The organism is Halothiobacillus sp. (genome assembly GCF_027346185.1).
In the GTDB taxonomy this organism is placed as follows: Bacteria; Pseudomonadota; Gammaproteobacteria; order Halothiobacillales; family Halothiobacillaceae; genus Halothiobacillus.
Genome location: NZ_DAIESY010000057.1, coordinates 1 through 20,040 on the forward strand (window position 1 = coordinate 1; position 20,040 = coordinate 20,040).

17 protein-coding genes and 1 other RNA gene are annotated in these 20,040 nt (G+C 57.4%); 2 read left to right on the plus strand and 16 right to left on the minus strand.

The window, feature by feature from the left end:
* The first annotated feature begins 241 nt into the window (after positions 1 to 241).
* The gene (locus tag M7R55_RS04515; protein WP_298218910.1) at positions 242 to 1,159 is read left to right on the plus strand and encodes a transglutaminase family protein; all 918 of its coding nucleotides are present in this window, start codon (positions 242 to 244) and stop codon (positions 1,157 to 1,159) included.
* 473 nt (positions 1,160 to 1,632) lie between these two features.
* Here M7R55_RS04515 and ftsZ read toward each other — a convergent pair whose 3' ends face one another.
* The 16 genes from ftsZ to rnpB form a co-directional block, all read right to left on the minus strand.
* Complete coding sequence (gene ftsZ / locus M7R55_RS04520; RefSeq protein WP_298218911.1) at positions 1,633 to 2,778, minus strand: cell division protein FtsZ; 1,146 nt, start codon at positions 2,776 to 2,778, stop codon at positions 1,633 to 1,635.
* A 65-nt stretch (positions 2,779 to 2,843) separates the two neighbouring features.
* On the minus strand, positions 2,844 to 4,094 hold the full coding sequence (gene ftsA / locus M7R55_RS04525; RefSeq protein WP_298218912.1) for a cell division protein FtsA: 1,251 nt from the start codon (positions 4,092 to 4,094) through the stop codon (positions 2,844 to 2,846).
* A gap of 42 nt (positions 4,095 to 4,136) precedes the next feature.
* On the minus strand, positions 4,137 to 4,952 hold the full coding sequence (locus M7R55_RS04530; protein WP_298218913.1) for a cell division protein FtsQ/DivIB: 816 nt from the start codon (positions 4,950 to 4,952) through the stop codon (positions 4,137 to 4,139).
* Between the two features lie 2 nt (positions 4,953 to 4,954).
* Complete coding sequence (locus M7R55_RS04535) at positions 4,955 to 5,929, minus strand: D-alanine--D-alanine ligase (RefSeq protein WP_298218915.1); 975 nt, start codon at positions 5,927 to 5,929, stop codon at positions 4,955 to 4,957.
* Positions 5,922 to 7,397, minus strand: a complete 1,476-nt coding sequence (gene murC / locus M7R55_RS04540; RefSeq protein WP_298218917.1) for a UDP-N-acetylmuramate--L-alanine ligase — start codon at positions 7,395 to 7,397, stop codon at positions 5,922 to 5,924. The genes M7R55_RS04535 and murC overlap by 8 nt, the downstream gene beginning before the upstream one ends.
* The gene (gene murG / locus M7R55_RS04545; RefSeq protein ID WP_298218919.1) at positions 7,390 to 8,514 is read right to left on the minus strand and encodes an undecaprenyldiphospho-muramoylpentapeptide beta-N-acetylglucosaminyltransferase; all 1,125 of its coding nucleotides are present in this window, start codon (positions 8,512 to 8,514) and stop codon (positions 7,390 to 7,392) included. The genes murC and murG overlap by 8 nt, the downstream gene beginning before the upstream one ends.
* Positions 8,511 to 9,758, minus strand: coding sequence for a putative lipid II flippase FtsW (gene ftsW, locus M7R55_RS04550; protein ID WP_298218920.1), 1,248 nt, complete (start codon positions 9,756 to 9,758; stop codon positions 8,511 to 8,513). The genes murG and ftsW overlap by 4 nt, the downstream gene beginning before the upstream one ends.
* Entirely contained in the window at positions 9,755 to 11,170 is a 1,416-nt protein-coding gene (gene murD, locus M7R55_RS04555) for a UDP-N-acetylmuramoyl-L-alanine--D-glutamate ligase (protein ID WP_298218922.1), read from the minus strand. The genes ftsW and murD overlap by 4 nt, the downstream gene beginning before the upstream one ends.
* The gene (mraY, locus tag M7R55_RS04560; protein ID WP_298218924.1) at positions 11,170 to 12,252 is read right to left on the minus strand and encodes a phospho-N-acetylmuramoyl-pentapeptide-transferase; all 1,083 of its coding nucleotides are present in this window, start codon (positions 12,250 to 12,252) and stop codon (positions 11,170 to 11,172) included. Before mraY ends, murD begins: the two co-directional genes overlap by 1 nt.
* Position 12,253: 1 nt before the next feature.
* Positions 12,254 to 13,663 (minus strand): UDP-N-acetylmuramoyl-tripeptide--D-alanyl-D-alanine ligase, encoded by a 1,410-nt coding sequence (gene murF, locus M7R55_RS04565; protein WP_298218925.1) that lies wholly within the window; start codon positions 13,661 to 13,663, stop codon positions 12,254 to 12,256.
* Positions 13,660 to 15,231, minus strand: coding sequence for a UDP-N-acetylmuramoyl-L-alanyl-D-glutamate--2,6-diaminopimelate ligase (locus tag M7R55_RS04570; RefSeq protein WP_298218926.1), 1,572 nt, complete (start codon positions 15,229 to 15,231; stop codon positions 13,660 to 13,662). The genes murF and M7R55_RS04570 overlap by 4 nt, the downstream gene beginning before the upstream one ends.
* Entirely contained in the window at positions 15,228 to 17,084 is a 1,857-nt protein-coding gene (locus tag M7R55_RS04575) for a penicillin-binding transpeptidase domain-containing protein (protein ID WP_298218929.1), read from the minus strand. Before M7R55_RS04575 ends, M7R55_RS04570 begins: the two co-directional genes overlap by 4 nt.
* Positions 17,081 to 17,341, minus strand: coding sequence for a cell division protein FtsL (ftsL, locus tag M7R55_RS04580; protein WP_298218931.1), 261 nt, complete (start codon positions 17,339 to 17,341; stop codon positions 17,081 to 17,083). The genes M7R55_RS04575 and ftsL overlap by 4 nt, the downstream gene beginning before the upstream one ends.
* On the minus strand, positions 17,338 to 18,291 hold the full coding sequence (gene rsmH / locus M7R55_RS04585) for a 16S rRNA (cytosine(1402)-N(4))-methyltransferase RsmH (RefSeq protein ID WP_298218933.1): 954 nt from the start codon (positions 18,289 to 18,291) through the stop codon (positions 17,338 to 17,340). Before rsmH ends, ftsL begins: the two co-directional genes overlap by 4 nt.
* A complete protein-coding gene (gene mraZ / locus M7R55_RS04590) occupies positions 18,288 to 18,737 on the minus strand; it encodes a division/cell wall cluster transcriptional repressor MraZ (RefSeq protein ID WP_298218935.1) in 450 nt (149 codons plus the stop codon). The genes rsmH and mraZ overlap by 4 nt, the downstream gene beginning before the upstream one ends.
* 380 nt (positions 18,738 to 19,117) lie before the next feature.
* Positions 19,118 to 19,471, minus strand: an RNA gene (rnpB, locus tag M7R55_RS04595) — RNase P RNA component class A.
* A gap of 124 nt (positions 19,472 to 19,595) precedes the next feature.
* Here rnpB and M7R55_RS04600 point away from each other — a divergent pair.
* Positions 19,596 to 20,040: hypothetical protein (locus M7R55_RS04600; RefSeq protein WP_298218937.1), on the plus strand; the 445-nt coding region annotated here is incomplete at its 3' end.

Genomic DNA, 20,040 nt, shown 5'->3' on the forward strand with positions numbered 1-20,040 from the left:
TACCACCTGCTGGATCACCCCCAGTCGGTCGACCTCTTGGTAACTCATCGTAATATGCTCCTCTGCCATCACCCCTCCCGAAATCAAAAGGGGACATTTTAGAATTGGACAAAGGGGACATTACGGCTTTGGGCTAACACATTTTTTCTTGCTCAATTGTCTTCCATGTTATAAAGCTTGAAGATCTCACAGTGTTCTGTGCCCCCAGCTAAAGGCAACTTGATTCCAATGGATTCCCACTATGCCTAGGCTCAAATTCTCGATTGAGTTGAATTACGAAATCGATCCTCCCGGTTGCGATTTCATATTCAGCATCCACGCAGCTCAAACTCCAAATCAAACGGTGGTGAGCGAGTCGCTAAATGTCAGCCAAAATTTGCCATCGAGTGCGTATACCGACCCGATGACGCACACCCGCTTTCTGCGCCTCAAGGCTTTTGCGGGACCGCTGACAGTGCGGTATGACGCCACCGTTGATGTGGAACATCACACAGCACAACCTGCTGAGCTCGGAGAGGTTGCCGTGGCGAACTTGCCGGGTTCAGTGCTGCCTTACATCTATCCCAGCCGATACTGCCAGTCTGACCGGTTGCACCGATTGGCTGTTAAAGAGTTCGGTCAGTTGTGGCAGGGTTATGAACGCGTGCAGACCATCCGCGACTGGGTAATGAATCGAGTCACCTTCCTTTCCAATTCATCAACAAGCAACACGAGTGCGGTCGACACCCTGGTCGAAGAAGTTGGCGTATGCCGTGACTTTGCTCATTTAATGATTGCCCTATGCCGGGCAGTCAACATACCCGCACGTTTTGTCACTGGTATCGACTATGGCGCCGATCCCGCTCTAGGACCAACCGACTTCCATGCCTATGTTGAGGTCTATCTGGGCGACCGCTGGTATATCTTCGATCCATCTGGCGTCGCCATCCCAATGGGGTTTGTGCGCCTTGGTACAGGCAGAGACGCGGCCGACTCCGCGTTCGCCACCATATTCGGTGGTGTGCGGGGAACCGCGCCAGTGATACATATCGAGGCCATCCCCAACGCACAGGGCCTACTCATTGTCCCCCAACATGTACTCTATGCACTCTCCTCTGACGGATTACTCGAGCAAAATTCAAACAGGAACAACGCTATCGTGGCGGATTCAAGAAAGTAAAACACACGACCACTGACCATTCGTGAATCAGCCAAACACAGGCTTCAGCCACCGCAGCCCGCCAAAAAAGTGACGGGTCGCTCCCTCGACACCATGCCTGCACTGTCAATAGATGCCAAAAGCAAGTTCGGCACTGAGTTCAACACAGTCGGTTTTCAAAAATTAGAGGTGGAAAAAAACCGCACGGCAAGCCCAACCTTGCTGTGCGGTCGATGACATCACTTCACCCGTCCTGCTCCGGAGACGACAGAACCGACCGGATGAATGACGGCCTTTTACCCAATCATGTGGCCAAAACCCAAGCTTAAAATCAGGGCGCCCAGATGCCGTGCTTCAACATCTATTCGATGCCGAAACTCGCACAGGCCGAAACGCGAACAGGAATTCGCTGCAGCCCTCGACAGGGCGGCTCATGCCTTCGCATGCCGCACTCTCGTCAGTATCGCGGGTTTAACCAACCTTGACTCAATGGATTAGTCCGCCTGTTGACGCAGGAACGAAGGAATATCGATCACGTCCATATTGATCGCGGTATTCCCACGAACCTGGACCACGGCGTGGCGTACCGGCGCTGCTTGTGCTTCCTGCTCTGGAACAGCTGCGCGCGGGCTCTCGTTATGCACGACGACACGTGGTTTGCGTTCTTCTGCGATCGCGGTATTGCGGACCAGTCCCGTTGCAACCAGGGTGACACGCAGCGAACCCTCCAGACTTTCATCAATCGCTGTACCGACTTTGACCAGCGCTTCGTCGCCTGCCAGTGCCTGCACCAGTTCACCGATTTCCATGAATTCGCCGATCGAAAGATCTCCATTCGACGAGACGTTGACCAGAATACCTTCGGCTCCGGTCAGGTTAATGTCGTCGAGCAATGGGCTGTGAATGGCGGCTTCGGCTGCCTCGGCGGCACGATTATCGCCGTGGCCGATACCGGTACCCATCATGGCGGTACCTTTTTCGGTCATGATGGCGCGCACGTCGGCGAAGTCGAGGTTGATTTCACCCGGACGGGTAATCAGTTCGGAAATACCGGACACGGCAGTATAAAGAACTTCATTGGCCGAGGCGAAGGCATCTTTCAGAGAGGCGCTCTTGCCCATAACGGCGGTGAGCTTGTCATTGGGAATCACGATCAGTGAATCAACCTGTTTCTCGAGTTCGGCAATGCCTTCGAGCGCGGTCTTGGTGCGTTTTTTCCCTTCAAAGCTGAACGGACGTGTCACCACGGCGACGGTAAGGATGTTCATGTCTTTGGCGATCTGCGCAATGACAGGGGCTGCACCCGTGCCTGTACCGCCGCCCATGCCGGTCGTAATGAACAGCATGTTGGCATCCTTGATGGCTTCCTGGATTTGTTCGCGATCTTCCAGCGCAGCCTGACGACCGAGCTCGGGATCGGCACCGGCACCCAGGCCCTTGGTGATGTTGCCGCCGATTTGCAACTGGGAATGCGCCTGGCTTTTGCGCAGGGCTTGGCTATCGGTATTCGCGCAGATGTAATCAATGCCTTCCAGTTCTTTGGTCAGCATGTGGGCTACGGCATTGCCGCCGCCGCCGCCAACGCCGATCACTTTGATTTTTGCGCCTTCGTGCTGAACTTCTACCATATTCCAAGTCATGATGTCGTCTCCTTCAAACAAATATAAAATTCAATGGGTTGGGCCATTGGCGGGATGAAAACACGTTAAAAAAGTTCCTTGAACCAGCGTTTCAGCCGGTCAAGCGCGGGTTCAGCTTGCACGCCGACGGGCGCAGGGATTCCGCCCTGAGCCTCCATTCTCCGGCCATGCAGGATCAAGCCGACGCCGGTGGCGTTGGCAGGACTCTTTAATGCGTCGTGGTTGCCACTGATGCCTTGTGGTAAACCAAGGCGGGTGGGCATTTGCAGAAAATCTTCGCAAAGCTCCACCAGGCCGGGCATCGCGGCGGTTCCGCCAGTGAGCACCACGCCCGCATTGATCATTTCGTGATATCCGGAGCGGCGGATGGCTTCCTGGATATAGCCCAGGATTTCCTCCACGCGCGGACGGCAAATGCGCATCATGGTGTCGCGTGAAATCCGTCGGGGCTGACGGCCGCTTACACCGGGCACTTCAATTTCTTCTTCCTGAGCCCGATCATCAAGCGGGTGCAGACTGGCGAATTTACGTTTTATTTCTTCAGCTTGTGCCGGTGGCGTGGTCAGGCCATACGCCAGATCGTTGGTGATCTGCTCGCCGGCAATCGGCAGCACGGTGGTGTAGCGCAGCGCGCCTCGGGTATAGATGGCGATATCGGTGGTGCCACCACCGATGTCAATCAGGGCCACACCCAGTTCTTTTTCATCGTCGTTGAGTACCGCAGTGGCGGCTGCAATCGGGTCAAGCACAGTACCAGTGACCGCCAGACCGCAACGCTCCACACACCTGACGATGTTCTGAACGTTGTTCGTGGCCGTCGTCACGATGTGTACGTCCGCTTCAAGGCGATGCCCTGTCATACCCTGCGGCTTGCGAATACCATCCTGACCATCAATCCGGAATTCCTGAGGTTCGCTGTACAGAATCTGTTGCCCGTCCGGAATCTTGACGGCCTTGGCCGACTGCACGACTTGTTGGATGTCCGCTGTGGTGATCTCCCTCCCGGCGGTTCCCGTCATGCCTTTCGAATCCATGCTAATGACATGATCTCCGGCTACACCGACCCATACCGATCCGATCTCACAGTTCGACATAGCCCCAGCGGCGACAATCGCGCGCTGAATCGCGGAGGATGTCGATTCGATATCAACGACAGATCCTCGCCGCAACCCCTTGTTGGTGGGCGACTGTCCAAAACCGATCAGGCTCAAGTTGCCATCGGCGTCATACTCACCCACCAATGCGGCGACCTTACTGGTGCCCACATCCAGGCCGACCACCAAATCCCGTTCTCCCTTTCTCACTGCAATTGCCATGTGCTTATCTCGATTTCCAGGTTAATTTCCAGGTTATTGGCATCATTTCTTTTTCACCGGTGCCGCAGGCGGATTCCGCCACTGCACAGCAAATCCATTGGTGTAACGCAGATCGATCACAGCAATCTGATCGAGCTTGCCCGCCAGCGTTTTCTGATACACATCCAGCAAACGCTGCAGACGCGATTCGATCTGCTCCACACCCAGACGGATTTTCGTACCGCCCTGCAACATCACATCCAGCGACCCACGTGAGTTCTCGATCAATCCCGTCATTTCCAGCCCTTCGGCGGCTAATGCGGGCTTGAGCGACAAATAACGTTCCCACACCGCCCACTGCCTCCCATCCGGCCCACCCAGGTTGGGCAGTGCCTCGGTATCGACCAGACCACGTGACATACCATTTGGTTGGAACACCGAACCATCGGAATCCAGCAGCTGATCGCCCTGCCAATGCGCGATCGGATGATGAATCGCGATCTCGACCACCAAGGTATCCGGCCAGACCCGACGCACATCGGCGTGGGTTAGCCAGGTGTTCTTCAGCAACAGCGCCTGTACGGCGTTGAGATCGACTTGCCAGATATCCTGACCCGTGATGGCGCTCAAATCCTGCCGGACCCATTCCGCACTCGCCTCGGGAGTCGCGCCTTGCACGACAATATGCGTCACCGGCACCTGAAGCTTCTGCCAGAAGCCCCAACCCGCGAGCCCCAACAATCCAAGCAACGCGAAGGTAATAGCCCAGTTGAACAGCACCGTCAGCAGACGCATGGCCAGCAGCAGGACTGCATCCCACTGCTCGCGCAACGAGGGTGTTTTTGGCCTGGCCTGAACGGGACGTGCTGCAGCGGCCATTGTCAATCGCGTTCCTGATCATCGGCGACGTCCTCGGTTGATTTCGACTCGGCAGGCAGCGTCTGCGCCAAAATACTCAGACATAATTCCTCGATCCCGATCCCGACCGCTCGGGCCGCCATCGGTACCAGCGAGTGATCGGTCATGCCGGGCACGGTGTTGACCTCGATCAACCAGTTCTGACCCTGCTCGTCACGCATGAAATCAACCCGCCCCCAGCCTGCCCCGCCAATCTGTTCGAACGCCTCTAGCGCGATGGCCTGCATGGCGGCTTCTTCCTCTGCACTCAAGCCGCTCGGAATGGTATATTCGGTATCGTTTGCCAGATACTTGGCGTCAAAATCGTAAAAATCGTGCGGCGTAGAAAGCCGAATCGCCGGGAGTGCGCGGCCACCCAGTAGTGACACGGTGTATTCGCCACCACGGATGTAGCGCTCCATCATCACCTGTCCATATCGTGCAGCTTCGTGAAAAGCAGCCGCCAACTGATCCGGGCGATCCACCTTGGCAACACCCACGCTCGACCCTTCGGCTACCGGTTTGACCATCACCGGCAAGTCAAGGGATTCGAGTGCGCGATGCGCTTCGGTCTCTGTTGAGACGATGGCCCAAGGTGGCGTCGGCAAGCCTTCCCCGCGCCAGATCCGCTTGCAGGCGAGCTTGTCCATGCCAATGGCGGAACCACCCATCGGTGTGCCCGTAAACGGAATACCCAGCAGATCGAGTAGGGCCTGAATCTGACCATCTTCGCCACCACGGCCGTGTAGAATGATGAACGCACGGTCGAATGGCTTGGCCTGATGTGCAGCCAACAACTCGGGCAGAAAATCGTGCCGGACATCTATAGCCGTGACATCGACGCCTGCACGTTGCAACGCGCCAAGAACGGTCTCACCGCTTTTAAGCGAAATCACCCGCTCAGACGACCAACCGCCCAGCAGCAGCAGCACCCGACCAAATACAGAGGGATTACGCATGGCTCTGCCCTCCATACCGGTTCAACAGCAGCGCAGGCAGGCTACCGACATTGCCGGCACCCAATGTGAGAACGAGCATGGGCTGCTCCAATTCGCTTTCCGGAATGATGTCTGGCAACACGGCCGCCGCCTCATCCGTACCTGTGACAAACACCGGATCGACCTGACCGCGGTTACGAATCGCGCGCGCAAGGCTACGGCCATCGGCCCCGGCAATCGCTGCTTCGCCTGCTGCATAGACATCCAGGAGAATCAGGTGATCGAGTGTGGATAACACACGCACGAAATCCTCGAACAAATCGCGGGTCCGGCTGAACCGGTGCGGTTGGAAAATCACGACCAGTCGCACGCCCGGCCAAGCCGCGCGGACTGCTTGAAGGGTAGCCTCCAGTTCGCGCGGATGGTGGCCGTAATCATCGATCAATGGCAGCATCTTGCCTTTGATCGACAACTCGCCACGACGCTCAAGCCGACGACCGACACCCTGGAATCCGCACAGCGCCTGCTGAATGGCGGCCACCGGCACGCCCAGATCCTGCGCAACGGTAATTGCCGCCAGCGCATTGAGCACGTTATGCCGCCCCGGCATGGCCAGACGGCAATCGAATTGAGTCTGATTCGGCAGATTAACCACGAAGCGACTGCCAAAACCATCCGAGTACACCTCGGTTGCACGAACGTCGGCGGGCTGATCAATACCGTAGGTCAGCACCTGTCGGCCAACCCGCGCAGTGATTCCCGCGGCAACCGGATCATCGGCGCAGAGCACCGCCAATCCGTAGAACGGCAGGTTATGCAGGAATTCGATGAAGTGATCTACCAACCGCTCGAAGTTACCTTCGTAGGTTTCAAGATGATCGGCATCAATGTTGGTCACGATGGCGACATGCGGTTGTAGGTGCAGGAACGAGGCATCGGACTCGTCTGCCTCGGCCACCAGATATTCGCCACGACCCAGCCGTGCGTTGGACGAGCTGGACAACAGCTTGCCTCCGATCACGTAGGTTGGATCCCAACCTGCTTCGGCCAGAATCGCCGCCAACAATGAAGTCGTCGTGGTTTTACCATGCGTACCCGCCACGGCAAGACCGATCCGAAAGCGCATCAGTTCGGCCAGCATTTCTGCACGGCGAACAATCGGCAGGCGTTTGGCCTGGGCCGCCGCCAGTTCGGGGTTATCCGCCTTGACTGCTGTGGAAATCACGATGACGTCCGCATCGGCCACATGTTCAGCCGCATGGCCGATCTGTACCGGGATACCGAGTTGGCGCAACCGGGTAACCGCCATGGACTCCGCTACATCCGATCCCGTCACGGTGAATCCCAGGGTTTTCATCACCTCAGCAATACCGCTCATCCCCGCTCCGCCGATACCGACGAAATGCAGGTGCCGTAGTTGCCGCATACGGATATCGGCGACAGGGCGATGGGTGCCTCCGACAGAATTAATCATGGCGGGGTTAATCATTCGCAGCCGCCTTGTTTTTCATGGTTTCAATACAGATGCGCACAATGGTTTCCGATGCCTTGGGCAACGCACGGTCGCGAGCGGCCTGTGCCATCTCTTGTAACCGAGCTGGATCACCGAGCACAGGAATAAGCAAATCGACCAATCGCTCCACAGTCATATCCCGCTGCTGCATTAATAGTGCAGCGCCGGATTGAACCAGCGGTTCGGTGTTGTACGTCTGATGATCATCGACGGCATGCGGGAACGGCACGAACAGGGCCCCTATGCCTGCCACGCTGATCTCGGCCACAGTCAAGGCACCCGCACGAGCAATCACGAAATCTGCCCAGGCATAGGCTTGTGCCATATCATCAATGAACGGCACGACGCGATAATCGCTGCCGTTCGCCCATTTGCATTGCGTGTAATTGGTCTGAGTGGATTCGAGGTTTTTGGCCCCGGTTTGATGCCATACGGCAATCGGCACCTGCTGGCTGACCCGCGACAGTGCGGATGGCACCGTGTCGTTGAGTGCTTTCGCACCCAGACTTCCGCCAAGGACCAGAACACGCACCGGGCCACGTTGACCGATCTGTCGCTGCGCCACACCGGGCATCCCCACAATTTCCGGGCGCACCGGATTACCGACAACCGTGAAGTTGTGCGGTGGATGCGGGAACGCATTGAGATAGGCGGCAAGCGTCTGGTTGGCGATTCGGGCCAGCACACGATTCGTTAATCCCGCGATTGCATTTTGTTCGTGAATCACCAGCGGGATACCCAACCAACGCGCAGCCAATCCACCGGGCCCGGAGGCATAACCGCCCAAGCCCAGAACAAGGGCGGGTTTGTTGCGGGCAAAATATTTTCTTGCCACGAACACAGCACAGATAAGTCGCCAGGGCGTCAATAGGCGAGTCAGCAGGTTTTTGCCCCGCAAGCCGCCAATCTTCAACCAGTCAATCGGGAAGCCCGCTTCCGGCACGAGTCGCGCCTCAATGCCCGCGGTGGTGCCCAGCCAGCGAATGGCGTAGCCTTTTTCGGCAAGGCCACGAGCCACGGCCAATGCGGGGATGACGTGTCCGCCCGTACCACCGGCCATCACATAAACAAGAGGTTTTTCCTGACCGATCATAATGACACCTCCTTTGTCCGCATCGATGCATCCTGCTGTCGCTTCATCATTTGCGCTTCACGCAGTTCGGCCACCATGGCCGCCTCGTGATGCACCCGCATCAAAAAACCCAGAGAAATCAATGCCACGATCATGGCCGAACCGCCATAACTCATCAGCGGCAAGGTGAGCCCCTTGGTCGGTAGCACGCCCATATTCACGCCCATGTTGATCAGCGCCTGCATACCTATCCAGACACTGATGCCCCAGGCCAGCGCCGCACCGGCAATCTGATTTTCCTTCCACGCCATGCTGGCAATCGCAAACCCGCGCCAGACGATGAGGCCATACAAGGCAATCAGTGCAATCACGCCGACCAACCCCAGCTCTTCTGCCAATACTGCGAAAATGAAATCGGTGTGTGCTTCGGGCAGATAGGAGAGTTTCTGTACGCTCTCACCCAGGCCACGCCCCCAGACGCCGCCCGTGCCAATGGCAATCAGCGCATTGGCCAGTTGATAGCCATGACCAAACGGGTCGGCGAAGGGATTGGAGAACGACAGCAAGCGCTCGATACGGTATTGCTCAGAAAGCACGACGAAGACGCCCAGCAGACTCATGACCACGGTGGACCCCACCATCATCTGCCACTGCGCCCGCGCCAACCAGGCCATCGCGAATAAGGTGGCAGCGAGCACGGCGGTCGTCCCGAAGTCCGGTTGCAGCAACAGCAATAAGCTCGCCGCGAAAATGACAATGCCAGGCCCCGCCATCCCGGTAATACGGTTTTGCAGCTTGATGGTATGCGTCGCGATGTAACCGGCCATCCAGACGATGAAGCCTAAACGGGCGAATTCGGACACCTGGATATTAACCGGCCCCAGCGGAATCCAGCGGTTGGCACCGTTCACGGAATGCCCGATGCCCGGCAGCAGAACCACGAGCAGTATCAACAGTGAGGCGATCAGAATCCAAAACTTGTATTCAACCCACCGAGCGATCGGCTGACGCAACACGAGCCAGACGGCGACACTGGCACCGAGTACCACCGCAATCGATTGGCGCATCACAAAATAGAATGGATTGCCAAAACGTTCGCCCAATTCCATGGAGGCGGAAGTCACCATGACAAGTCCCCACGCCAGCAGCGCCAGCACGGCAACCATCAGGATCGGATCAAGCCGAATGCTCTCGTTGCGCACTTTTTCCACATCTTGTGGTGTCGCAGTCAACCAGGGCAGCAGTTTTTGCACGGTGAGGCTCATGAGGTAACCTCCGTGCCATTTGCATATCTGGCGGACAATGCAGCAACAGCCGCGGCAAATTGCATGCCGCGATCCTCATAGTTGGTGAACATGTCGAGGCTGGCACAGGCAGGTGCCAGCAACACGGTCGATTGTGGTGGCGCAAAATCTGCCGCCGCCTGAACCGCTTCGATCATTGAGTTCACACGACAAACGGGCCATTTTGCGCCTGGCTGGTTCAAAAGCGCTTCGGCGATAACCGCCTGATCCTGCCCCAACAGAACCACTCCGGCGCAACGCCCGACCAGCGATTCGGCCAAGGCTGTAAAGTCCTGACCTTTGCCCTGACCGCCTGCAATCAGTACCAAGGGCGGTTGCATACCGACAATGGCCGCAACGGCCGCACCGACGTTGGTGGCCTTGGAATCATCGATATAGCGCACGCCATCGATGACACCCACGGTTTGGGCGCGATGCGGCAGGCCCGAAAACGTACGTAACACATTGAGCAGACGTTCATCGGTCAATGCGACACCGGGTACCGCCGCCTGTACCAACGCCAAGGCCGCCAATACATTCATCTGGTTGTGTTGTCCGGCCAGAGCCAACTCGTGGACAGGCAGAATCTGAAGTGCGGGTGCATTTGCCACGGCCTGTACCAGCCATGATTCACCTGCGATTGTCATCAAGCCAAAATCACCCGGTTGTGTCGGTGTAGCCGTTCCGAACCGGATCACTTCGCCCGAGGCCCGTTCCGCCATCGCAGCCACCGTGGGATCATCCCGGTTCAATACGGCGCGACACGCTTTATGCAGTACGGTTTCCTTGATTGTGGCGTAGTGCGCCAGCGTGCCGTGGCGATCGAGATGATCCTGACTGATGTTCAGCACCGTAGCGGCCACCGGCATCTGTGCGGCTGGCAAGCTGTCAAAGTCGGTCGATTCGAGCTGGAAGCTGGAAACCTCAAGCACCAGCACTTGTACACCGGCAGCCAGCAAATCAAGTGCGGGGGTGCCGAAATTTCCGCCCACAGCGGCAGACACGCCAACCGCATTCAGCAATTCGCCGACCAGTGCGGTCACCGTGCTCTTGCCGTTGGAGCCGGTAATCAACACCACGGGCAAATCGGTCGCATGCAGGGCCAAGTCAATATCGCCTCGCACGGGAATTTCCTTCGCCCGTGCCGACATGATCAAGGGCAAATCCAGCGCGATACCGGGGCTGACGATGAGTTCCCCAACGTTATCCAGGAGCGACTCGAGCAAGACACCCATGGTGACGCAAACCTCTGGATACTGCGCCAGCCAGTCGGCACGCAGTGCAGCGTCATCGCGGGTATCGGCGGCCGCGAACGGCAGGCCGAGACGCGATAGATGCCGCGCCACAGATTGCCCGCTCTTACCCATACCCAGAATGAGGCTGTGTTTTTCCATCAGCGCACCTTCAACGTTGCCAAACCGATCAGCACCAGGATGACGGTGATGATCCAGAACCGCACAATGACCTTCGGCTCAGGCCAGCCCTTGAGTTCGAAATGATGGTGAATCGGCGCCATGCGGAAAATCCGCTTGCCCGTCAGCTTGAATGAGGCTACCTGAAGCATCACCGATACGGTTTCCAGCACGAAAATCCCGCCCATGATGAACAGCACGATTTCCTGGCGCACCATTACCGCGACCACACCCAGCGCCGCGCCGAGTGCCAGCGCACCGATGTCGCCCATGAACACTTGCGCCGGGTAGCTGTTGAACCACAAAAAACCAAGACCCGCGCCCACGATCGCCGCACAGAACACGGCCAGTTCGCCCGCGCCGGGCACAAAGGGAATGCCCAGATAGATCGCGAATTTGGCATTACCGGTCACATAGGCGAAAACCGAAAGCCCGCCGGCCACCAGCACGGTCGGCATGATCGCCAAGCCATCAAGACCATCGGTCAGATTCACGGCATTTGAACTACCTACGATGACGAAATAGGTCAGCAGGATGTAGCCGAAACCTAACGGGATCAGCACATCCTTGAATAACGGGATAATCAAACCGGTTTCCTGCGGCGTTTTGGCCATATTGAACAGCACGACAGCGACAATCAGCGCAATCACCGACTGCCAGAAATACTTGTAGCGGGAAGCCAGCCCCTTGCTGTTGCGCTTGGAAAGCTTGAGGTAGTCGTCCACACCACCGATCAAGCCGAAGCCGAAGGTAGTCAGCAAGGCAATCCAAACATAACGGTTGGACAGATCACCCCAGAGCAATACGGCGGCACCGATCGCCACGAGAATGAGCGCACCGCCCATCGTCGGCGTGCCTGCTTTGGACAAATGCGACTGGGGGCCGTCACTGCGGATGGGTTGCCCGGCCTTGATCGACTGCAACCAGCGAATCATCGACGGGCCGATCCACAAGGCGACGATCAATGCGGTCAGCACGCCCAGCATGGTGCGCAGCGTGAGGTAATGAAACACGCCGAACGGACTGTAGAATTTTGCCAACCAGTCGAAGAATATCAATAACATATCAGTGCGCCTCCGACTCTGGGTGGGTAGGCACGAGCCAGTTCATCATCCGTTCCATGCGCATAAAGCGTGATCCTTTCACTAAAACTGTTACGGGCATCTTTGCGGACGAATCACGCTCCACCCGATCCAGCAAAGGCATCAGTTTTTCAGCAATGATTTCCGGCTCGTCGGCAGCAAGCACAAGCGTGTGCGCCGGTTCCGGCCGGGTCGATGTGATCGCCTTGTTCATGGCTTCGCCCAGGGTGAATAATCCGTAAAGAGATAAGGTCTGCGCGTAACGAATCAGCGATTCGTGCAGCTCGTCGGTCTGGTCGCCCAGCTCGCCCATATCGCCCAGAATTGCTACGTGCCGACCGGGCAGACTGACCAGATAATCGAGCGCTGCCCGCATGGATTCGGGATTGGCGTTGTAGGTATCGTTGATCACGGTGAGCTGATCGGAGCACCGAACCAGACTCATCCGGCCAGGTGGTGGCGTGAATTCACGCAAGCCCTTGGTGATGGCTTCAAGCGACAAGCCCGACGTACGGGCCACCGCAATAGCCGCCAACAGATTGGTCGCGTTATGAGCACCCGGCAACGGCAAGGCGAGTTCACTCAGCATCGGCTGCCCGTCTTCAAACACGCTAAGCCGGCTCGTGGCGGTGTCGTATTCGCCAGCCCAACGTGCGCGCCCGACACCGGCCAACGAAAAGCCAGATCGATGCGCTGGGCAATGCGCCCACCACCGATCGGCACCATACGAATCCAGATTGATGACGGCCTTGGCGTCCGGCGTCAGGCCGGCATACAGTTCACCCTTGGCCCGAACGATGGCATCAATGGAACCGAACTCGCCTACGTGCGCGGTACCTGCCATGGTCACCAGGGCCACATCGGGGCGAGCGAGCGCCGTCAGCCGGGCAATTTCACCCACGTGGTTCGCGCCCATTTCAATCACGGCGAACTGATCGGTTAAATCCAGAGAAAGCAGGGTCAGTGGCACACCAATGTCGTTATTGAGGTTGCCGACAGTCGCCCGCGTGGCACCAACTTGAGCGCACATTGATGCCAGCAACTGCTTGACCGTGGTTTTACCCGCGCTGCCGGTAATGGCAATCACAAAGGGATCGACCTGATCGCGCCAGCATTTTCCGAGGGTTTGCAGCGCAGCCAGCGTGTCATCCACAAGTATCTGAGAGATATCAACTTTAGGATTCAACCGGGCAACAACCGCCGCAGCCGCACCTGCAGCCAAAGCAGCCGACAGATGATCGTGACCGTCGAATCGTTCGCCTTTGAGTGCAACAAACAGATTCCCCGGCACCAAGGTACGGGTATCCGTGCTCACACCTTGAATGGCGATATCAGGCAGCGGGCGTGATTGATTCAGCCAGTCAGCCACCTGATGCAGGGACGCACGCATCATACGGCACCCCCTGCGAAGCGTTTTGCCCCGACATACCCTTGTTGCGCAATCCAATCGTGCACGACAGCGACATCATCGAAAGGCAGGTGTTGGCCCCGGATTTCCTGAGTGGTCTCATGACCTTTGCCTGCAATCAGGACCCAATCACCGGGTTTGGCCTGCATCAGGGCCGACTCAATGGCCTTTCTGCGATCGAGCTCGATCATTACAGTATTCTGGGCGGCATCCGGCGCGGTCAGGCCCGCGCACATCTCGGCAATAATCGTTTCTGGCGCTTCACTGCGCGGATTGTCTGAGGTCATGACGAGCTGATCGGCCAACCGCTCTGCTGCCTGGGCCATCAATGGACGCTTGCCGCGATCGCGATCGCCACCGCAACCGAACACGCAAATGATTTTGCCTGCTGCGTCTCGATGATCACGCAGGGCCCGCAAGACCTGATCGAGCGCATCCGGCGTATGCGCATAATCAACCAACGCCCGCGCACCATTCGGCAAGGTGATCATCTGCATGCGGCCAGGTGGCGGCATACTCTGATCGAGCGCCTTGATCGCCGTATCCAGCGGCATGCCCAAGGCCAGTACCGCCGCCAGCGCGGCCATGATGTTGGAACCATTGAACAAGCCGACCAGCGATGGTTGCAATCGGGCTTCGCCCAGCGGCGTGCGTACCTGAATATCCAGGCCCTTGGGCAGCGCCTTGATCGAAGTCACCCGAATCTGCTGGCAATCGGCGACACGCCAATCCGGATCGCCCAGTCCATACGCCCAGCAATCGGCGGATTCGCTCAGCGCCTCGAACAAGACATCGGCCTCCGGCTCATCGAAATTGATGATGCCTGCACGCAATCCGGGCCAGGCGAACAGCTTGGTTTTTGCTGCAAAGTACTCGGTCATCGTGCCGTGATAATCGAGATGATCGCGCGACAGATTCGTAAACACCGCCATGCGGATCGGCAGACCCTGCAAGCGGTTTTGCGCCAGCGCATGAGAGGAGACCTCCATCACGACGTAGCGCACGCCCTGACGAATGAAATCGACCGCATAACGCAATGTTTCCAGCAAACCGGGCGTGGTGTTCGCCGTTGACTGCACGTGCTCAAGTCCCGGCGACCACAAGCCTGCGCCCAACGTGCCGATCATGCCGATCGATGCGGTATGTGGCGCACCGCTACGGCTCAATGCCCCGGCGATGAATTGAGCGACACTGGTTTTGCCGTTGGTTCCGGTGATGCCGATTATCGTCAAGCCATCGAAATTCACGGCACAAATCCGACCGACCATTTGGCGCACGAACGAATGGACAGCCTCAACCCGAATCACCCGCGGGTCGGCATAATCCGCTTCGGTCACAACCAACACCGCGCCTGCTGCCAACGCTTGGCTGATGAATGGTTCGATATTCGGTTGAACCCCTGAGCGCGCAATGAACACGGCACCCGGAACAACCTCGCGCGAGTCATCTGTAAAGACATGGGCGGTTGCAGAGCCGACGTTATCTGCCACCTGCAGATTCATCGCGGACAGGATTTCACCGACCGTACGAGGGCTGAAGGGAAGCATGCTCATGCGCCACCCGCCCGTTTTTTTTCGTTTGCAGTTGTAGACGACGGCACTGAAGCCGTCGTCACTTCCGCCGGTTCGTTCGGCAGGTTGTCGGGCCGGATATTCAGCATCCGCAAAGCGCCAGACATGATGCCGTGGAAGATCGGAGCCGCCACGTCGCCCGCGTAATAACTGCCCTGCTGCGGATCGGTCACCACAACGACCAGCACCAGGCGTGGATCACTGGCAGGCGCAATACCTGCAAATACCGTGTTGTAATTGTCTTTCGAATAGGTACCGTCGGGGCCGATCATGCGTGATGTCCCGGTTTTCCCGGCAATCTGGAAGCCAGCAATGCGTGCCTTGGGTGCAGTGCCCTGCGGGCTGACGACTGCCTGCAACATCGAGACGACCTCATCACAGTACTGCGCCGGGGCCGCCTGCACGTAGCTCGACGGTGCATCGCGCTTGAGCAGGCTGGGGTGGATGTACCGACCATGATTCGCCAATGCAGCGTAGGCTGCGGCAAGTTGCAAGGTCGTCACACTCAGACCGTAGCCGTAGGAATGCGCGGCGGTACCGCTCACACTCCACTGCCGCCAATTTTCCAACCGCCCGGCCACCTCGCCGGGGAAACCCACGCCTGTCTCCTGACCGAAACCGAAGGCGCGCATGTTCTTCCACAAGGCCTCGGCGCCCAGATCTTCACCGATATGACTCGCACCGACATTACTGGATTTTTCCAGAATGCCGCGCAGATCCAGCACGCCATAGTTACGATGATCCCGAATGGTGTAACCGCCGATGCGAACCCAGCCCGGTGTGGTATTCACGGTGCTATCCGGCTGCCACCGGCCACTTTCCAGCGCAGCCGTAATCGTGAACGGCTTCATGGATGAGCCGGGCTCGAACTGATCGACCAGCGCCCGGTTTCGCGTCAGAGCGGGTTGCATCGTGGCGCGGTTGTTGGGGTTGAACGATGGCACCGTTGCTATCGCCAGCACTTCGCCCGTCACCACATTCATCAGGACGGCTGAACCGTATTCGGCGTGGTTGGCAGCAACACCTCGGGCCAATTCGCTGTAGGTCAGGTACTGCAAGCGCTTATCGATCGACAATACCAAGTCGTGCCCCGGCTGAGCTTCTTTCTGTACGCCGAGGTCATCCACCTCGTGACCGTAGGCGTCCTTGAGTATCAGCCGCCGCCCCGCCACACCGGCCAGATAGTTGTTGTAACTGGCTTCCAGTCCGGCTTGCCCTTGATCATCAATATTTGTAAATCCGACCAATGAAGCCATTGCATCGCCCGTGGGATAAAAACGTTGATATTCCCGTTGCAGGCCTACGCCGGGGAGTCTGGCCGCGCGGATGGCCGCCGCCACACTGGGCCGAACCTGACGCTGCACATAAATGAACTGTTTGCTGCGGTTATCTGCCACCAGAGAGCGCAAGCTGGCGTCCGGAATCTTGAGCAGACTCGCCAAGGTTTTAATCGGGTCCTGGTCGACATATTTCCTGGCCGAAGGCGTGTTGCGTGCGGCATAAAACCGGGTCAATTCGGTCGGATTCACCCAGACAGCATCCATCGGCACACTGATGGCAAGTGGATCGCCGTTACGGTCGGTGATCATGCCGCGATGGGCCGGAATCACCTGTAACCGTTGCTGACGATCCCCGCCCTGCTGCACGTAGAAGCCTTGCTCACTCACCTGAAGCTGTACCGCTCGCCCGACCAGGATCAAGGCGAGCACAGCAAACAAGCCAAGCACGATCACGGTACGCCAGCAGCCGCCGAACCAATCAAAGAAACGCCACAAGGCGCCCTTCTCCATCGGAGCCGGACGGCGCTGATTTGCAGGATGGATGACCCGGCTCATCGGAACACCATCGTGACCTGGTCGGCTGAAGGCACGTGCATGTCCAACCGGGTCTGCGCAATTTGATCCACACGCCCCTGCGCCGCCAGCGCACCCTGCTCCAACTGGAGTTCGGCATAGGTCACGTTCAATTTCTCGATGGCCTGACGATGGATACTGAGTGCGCGTGTCAGATCACGATCCCGCTGGGCGGTATCCACCACCGCCAAAGCAGACAGGAACACTGCCAAAGCCAGAATGCCGACCAGAAATTTCATGCCACACGCTCCGCCACACGCATGATGGCGCTACGCGACCGCGGATTGCGGGCAATTTCTTCCGCCGAGGCGCGGATCGAGCCACCCACGCGGGACAAACGCGCCGTCCCCACGGGCTGTCCGAAAAAGTCCTTATCCGTTGTGCTTTCGTCGCGGATGAAGTTCTTGACGATCCGGTCTTCCAGCGAATGAAAGCTGATCACGACCAGACGGCCACCAACCGATAGCAAGTCCACAACCTGAGATAACGCGGCGGCTATCTCGTCCAGTTCACGATTGATGTACAGCCGGATGGCCTGAAAGCTACGGGTGGCCGGATGCTTGCGTGGGTCACGGCGGGGTGTCGCTTCGACGATGCAACGAACAAGATCGAAGGTGGTGGTGAGCGGGTGGGTACCGCGGGTTTCGACAATGCGGCGGGCGATACGCCGTGAAAACTTCTCGTCACCCAGTCGATACAGGACGTTGGCGATTTCCTCTTCTTCTGCCTGGGCGAGCCATTCGGCAGCGGTTTGTCCAGCCTGCTGGTTCATGCGCATATCAAGTGGACCGTTTTGCTGAAAGCTGAATCCGCGCTCCGCTTCGTCGATCTGAGGCGAGGAAACACCGAGGTCGAACAAGACGCCATCCACCTTGCCCAGCAACCCCATTGACACCAGCCATTGGGCAGCGGATGAGAAGTCCACATGATGAATCTGAAAACGAGCATCCTTTGAAGCCAGCGCCTCGCCCATGACCAGTGCGCGCAAATCCCGATCGGTCGCAAACAATCGTCCACGTTCATCCAGCTTCGCCAGAATGGCGGTGCTGTGACCGCCACGCCCGAACGTCGCATCGAAATAAACGCCATCGGGGCGCACGGCCAGAGCCTCTACCGCCTCGTTGAGCAGGACGGTTTCATGGGTCAAGTCTTGCGCCTTTTCCTGCGCGCTCACCGGGATGCTGTTCATAGGGAAATAGCCTCCAGTGCGGCTGGCAGGGTGCCGTCATTGGATTCACTGAGGAAAGCCTCGGTTTGTGCAGCCCAGTTCGGTTGAGACCAGAGCTCAAGTTTCTTGCCTTGGCCCAACAACACGACCTCTTTCTCGAGTTCGGCATGGCTTCTTAACTCCGTCGGCACGAGAATGCGCCCGGCGGAATCGAGTGTGATCTCTGTAGCGTGACCGATCAGCATTCGCTTGACGCGGTTTGCTTGCGCATTAAAGGAAGGGAGTGCGTCGATTTGTGGCTCGATAATCAACCAGGTGGACAAGGGATAGATCAACAGGCAGCGCTCTTGTGCGTCGATGGTCATCACCATTTGACCTTCATCCGCGGCAAAAGCCGCCCGATGGCGCGTTGGCATGGCCAAACGTCCCTTTCCATCGAGATTCAGGTTGGTGATTCCCTTAAACACTTTTTCCCACTGCTCCCCACATTTTCCCACACAGATGCACTATATCGACACACCTGCCTGCAAACAAGAGGGGTTTGGTGATTTCTCTTTACATCACATAGAGTTACATCGACTTCACAGGAAAAGCGCGCGCAATTTTTCCGATTAAAACAGTGGGTTACAAACTATTGCTAACAAAGCTTGCGAAGATGCCTGGTGATTATTTGACCAGACAAAAAATTCGATCGGATCGATTCTTGAGCCAAGAACAGGCCAAAGAACAAAAAGATCAATATAAACAATTGAAAAAATAGAAAAAAATCGCAGGCATTCACGCCAGCGAGTTTCGGTAGAGGCGACACAGATTGAACTAAAAATGACGCCGAATGGCGGCAGAGATGGGAGGGAGTTGGTCGATAAGCCGGGTTCTGTCGAAGACTGTCATTCATCTGGGGTCATCGTCACCGATGCCCTCAAGCAGCCTACCCGGAAACAGCGCGGGCCACGCCATCGTTTCCCTATTTGGCCTTGCTCCGAGTGGGGTTTGCCTAGCCATCACGTGTTACCACGGATGCGGTGCGCTCTTACCGCACCGTTTCACCCTGACCACGCACATCTTGCGATGCCGTTCGGCGGTTTATTTTCTGTTGCACTTTCCGTCGGCTCACGCCGCCCAGGCGTTACCTGGCACTCTGCCCTATGGAGCCCGGACTTTCCTCCGCGTATTGCTACGCCGCGACAGTCTGACCAACTCCGGCGCGCATACTAGCAGCATCGCAGATAGATCGGGGATTTTTTGCACCCTGATTTTTCATCATGGACAGCATGAGAAACCACGTCTGATAAACTGCAGCATTCACTGAACATCAAAACAGACACATGACCCCCATCACCCCACCCGCCGAACTTCCCGATTCACTTAAAGCCAGCTTCTCGCTGATGAACACGACGGAAGCTTCTCGTGAACATATCGAGCCTGCTTCAATCAGAAGCGTCACCGACTGGTTTTATACCGAACGGTGGCTTCAGGACCGCGTGGATACAGCGGAACTGACCTGGTTGCTGCATTGGCTGCCAGATGAACAGTCCCCACGGATAGCCGGAATTGCCGATGCCCTCTGCATCAGCCGACTTCAAGCCGGGGAAATCGATTCTGCGATCACGCTGGCCGAGGACACGCTGGCAAAACATGATGATTTCTGTTTGCGCCATACGCTGGCTTTGGCCCAATCAGCAAAAGGCGATCTGAATCAAGCCATAGGCACATTGGAACAGGCACTGAACAATTCTGCATTCACCGAGGCAAACACCCCGCCAGAACAAC

What these genes read in the sequence shown, in the direction of transcription:
- M7R55_RS04515 (WP_298218910.1), top strand. Translation starts at nt 242, where the DNA reads ATGCCTAGGCTCAAATTCTCGATTGAGTTGAATTACGAAATCGATCCT.
- ftsZ (WP_298218911.1), bottom strand. Translation starts at nt 2,778, where the DNA reads ATGACTTGGAATATGGTAGAAGTTCAGCACGAAGGCGCAAAAATCAAA.
- ftsA (WP_298218912.1), bottom strand. Translation starts at nt 4,094, where the DNA reads ATGGCAATTGCAGTGAGAAAGGGAGAACGGGATTTGGTGGTCGGCCTG.
- M7R55_RS04530 (WP_298218913.1), bottom strand. Translation starts at nt 4,952, where the DNA reads ATGGCCGCTGCAGCACGTCCCGTTCAGGCCAGGCCAAAAACACCCTCG.
- M7R55_RS04535 (WP_298218915.1), bottom strand. Translation starts at nt 5,929, where the DNA reads ATGCGTAATCCCTCTGTATTTGGTCGGGTGCTGCTGCTGCTGGGCGGT.
- murC (WP_298218917.1), bottom strand. Translation starts at nt 7,397, where the DNA reads ATGATTAACCCCGCCATGATTAATTCTGTCGGAGGCACCCATCGCCCT.
- murG (WP_298218919.1), bottom strand. Translation starts at nt 8,514, where the DNA reads ATGATCGGTCAGGAAAAACCTCTTGTTTATGTGATGGCCGGTGGTACG.
- ftsW (WP_298218920.1), bottom strand. Translation starts at nt 9,758, where the DNA reads ATGAGCCTCACCGTGCAAAAACTGCTGCCCTGGTTGACTGCGACACCA.
- murD (WP_298218922.1), bottom strand. Translation starts at nt 11,170, where the DNA reads ATGGAAAAACACAGCCTCATTCTGGGTATGGGTAAGAGCGGGCAATCT.
- mraY (WP_298218924.1), bottom strand. Translation starts at nt 12,252, where the DNA reads ATGTTATTGATATTCTTCGACTGGTTGGCAAAATTCTACAGTCCGTTC.
- murF (WP_298218925.1), bottom strand. Translation starts at nt 13,663, where the DNA reads ATGATGCGTGCGTCCCTGCATCAGGTGGCTGACTGGCTGAATCAATCA.
- M7R55_RS04570 (WP_298218926.1), bottom strand. Translation starts at nt 15,231, where the DNA reads ATGAGCATGCTTCCCTTCAGCCCTCGTACGGTCGGTGAAATCCTGTCC.
- M7R55_RS04575 (WP_298218929.1), bottom strand. Translation starts at nt 17,084, where the DNA reads ATGAGCCGGGTCATCCATCCTGCAAATCAGCGCCGTCCGGCTCCGATG.
- ftsL (WP_298218931.1), bottom strand. Translation starts at nt 17,341, where the DNA reads ATGAAATTTCTGGTCGGCATTCTGGCTTTGGCAGTGTTCCTGTCTGCT.
- rsmH (WP_298218933.1), bottom strand. Translation starts at nt 18,291, where the DNA reads ATGAACAGCATCCCGGTGAGCGCGCAGGAAAAGGCGCAAGACTTGACC.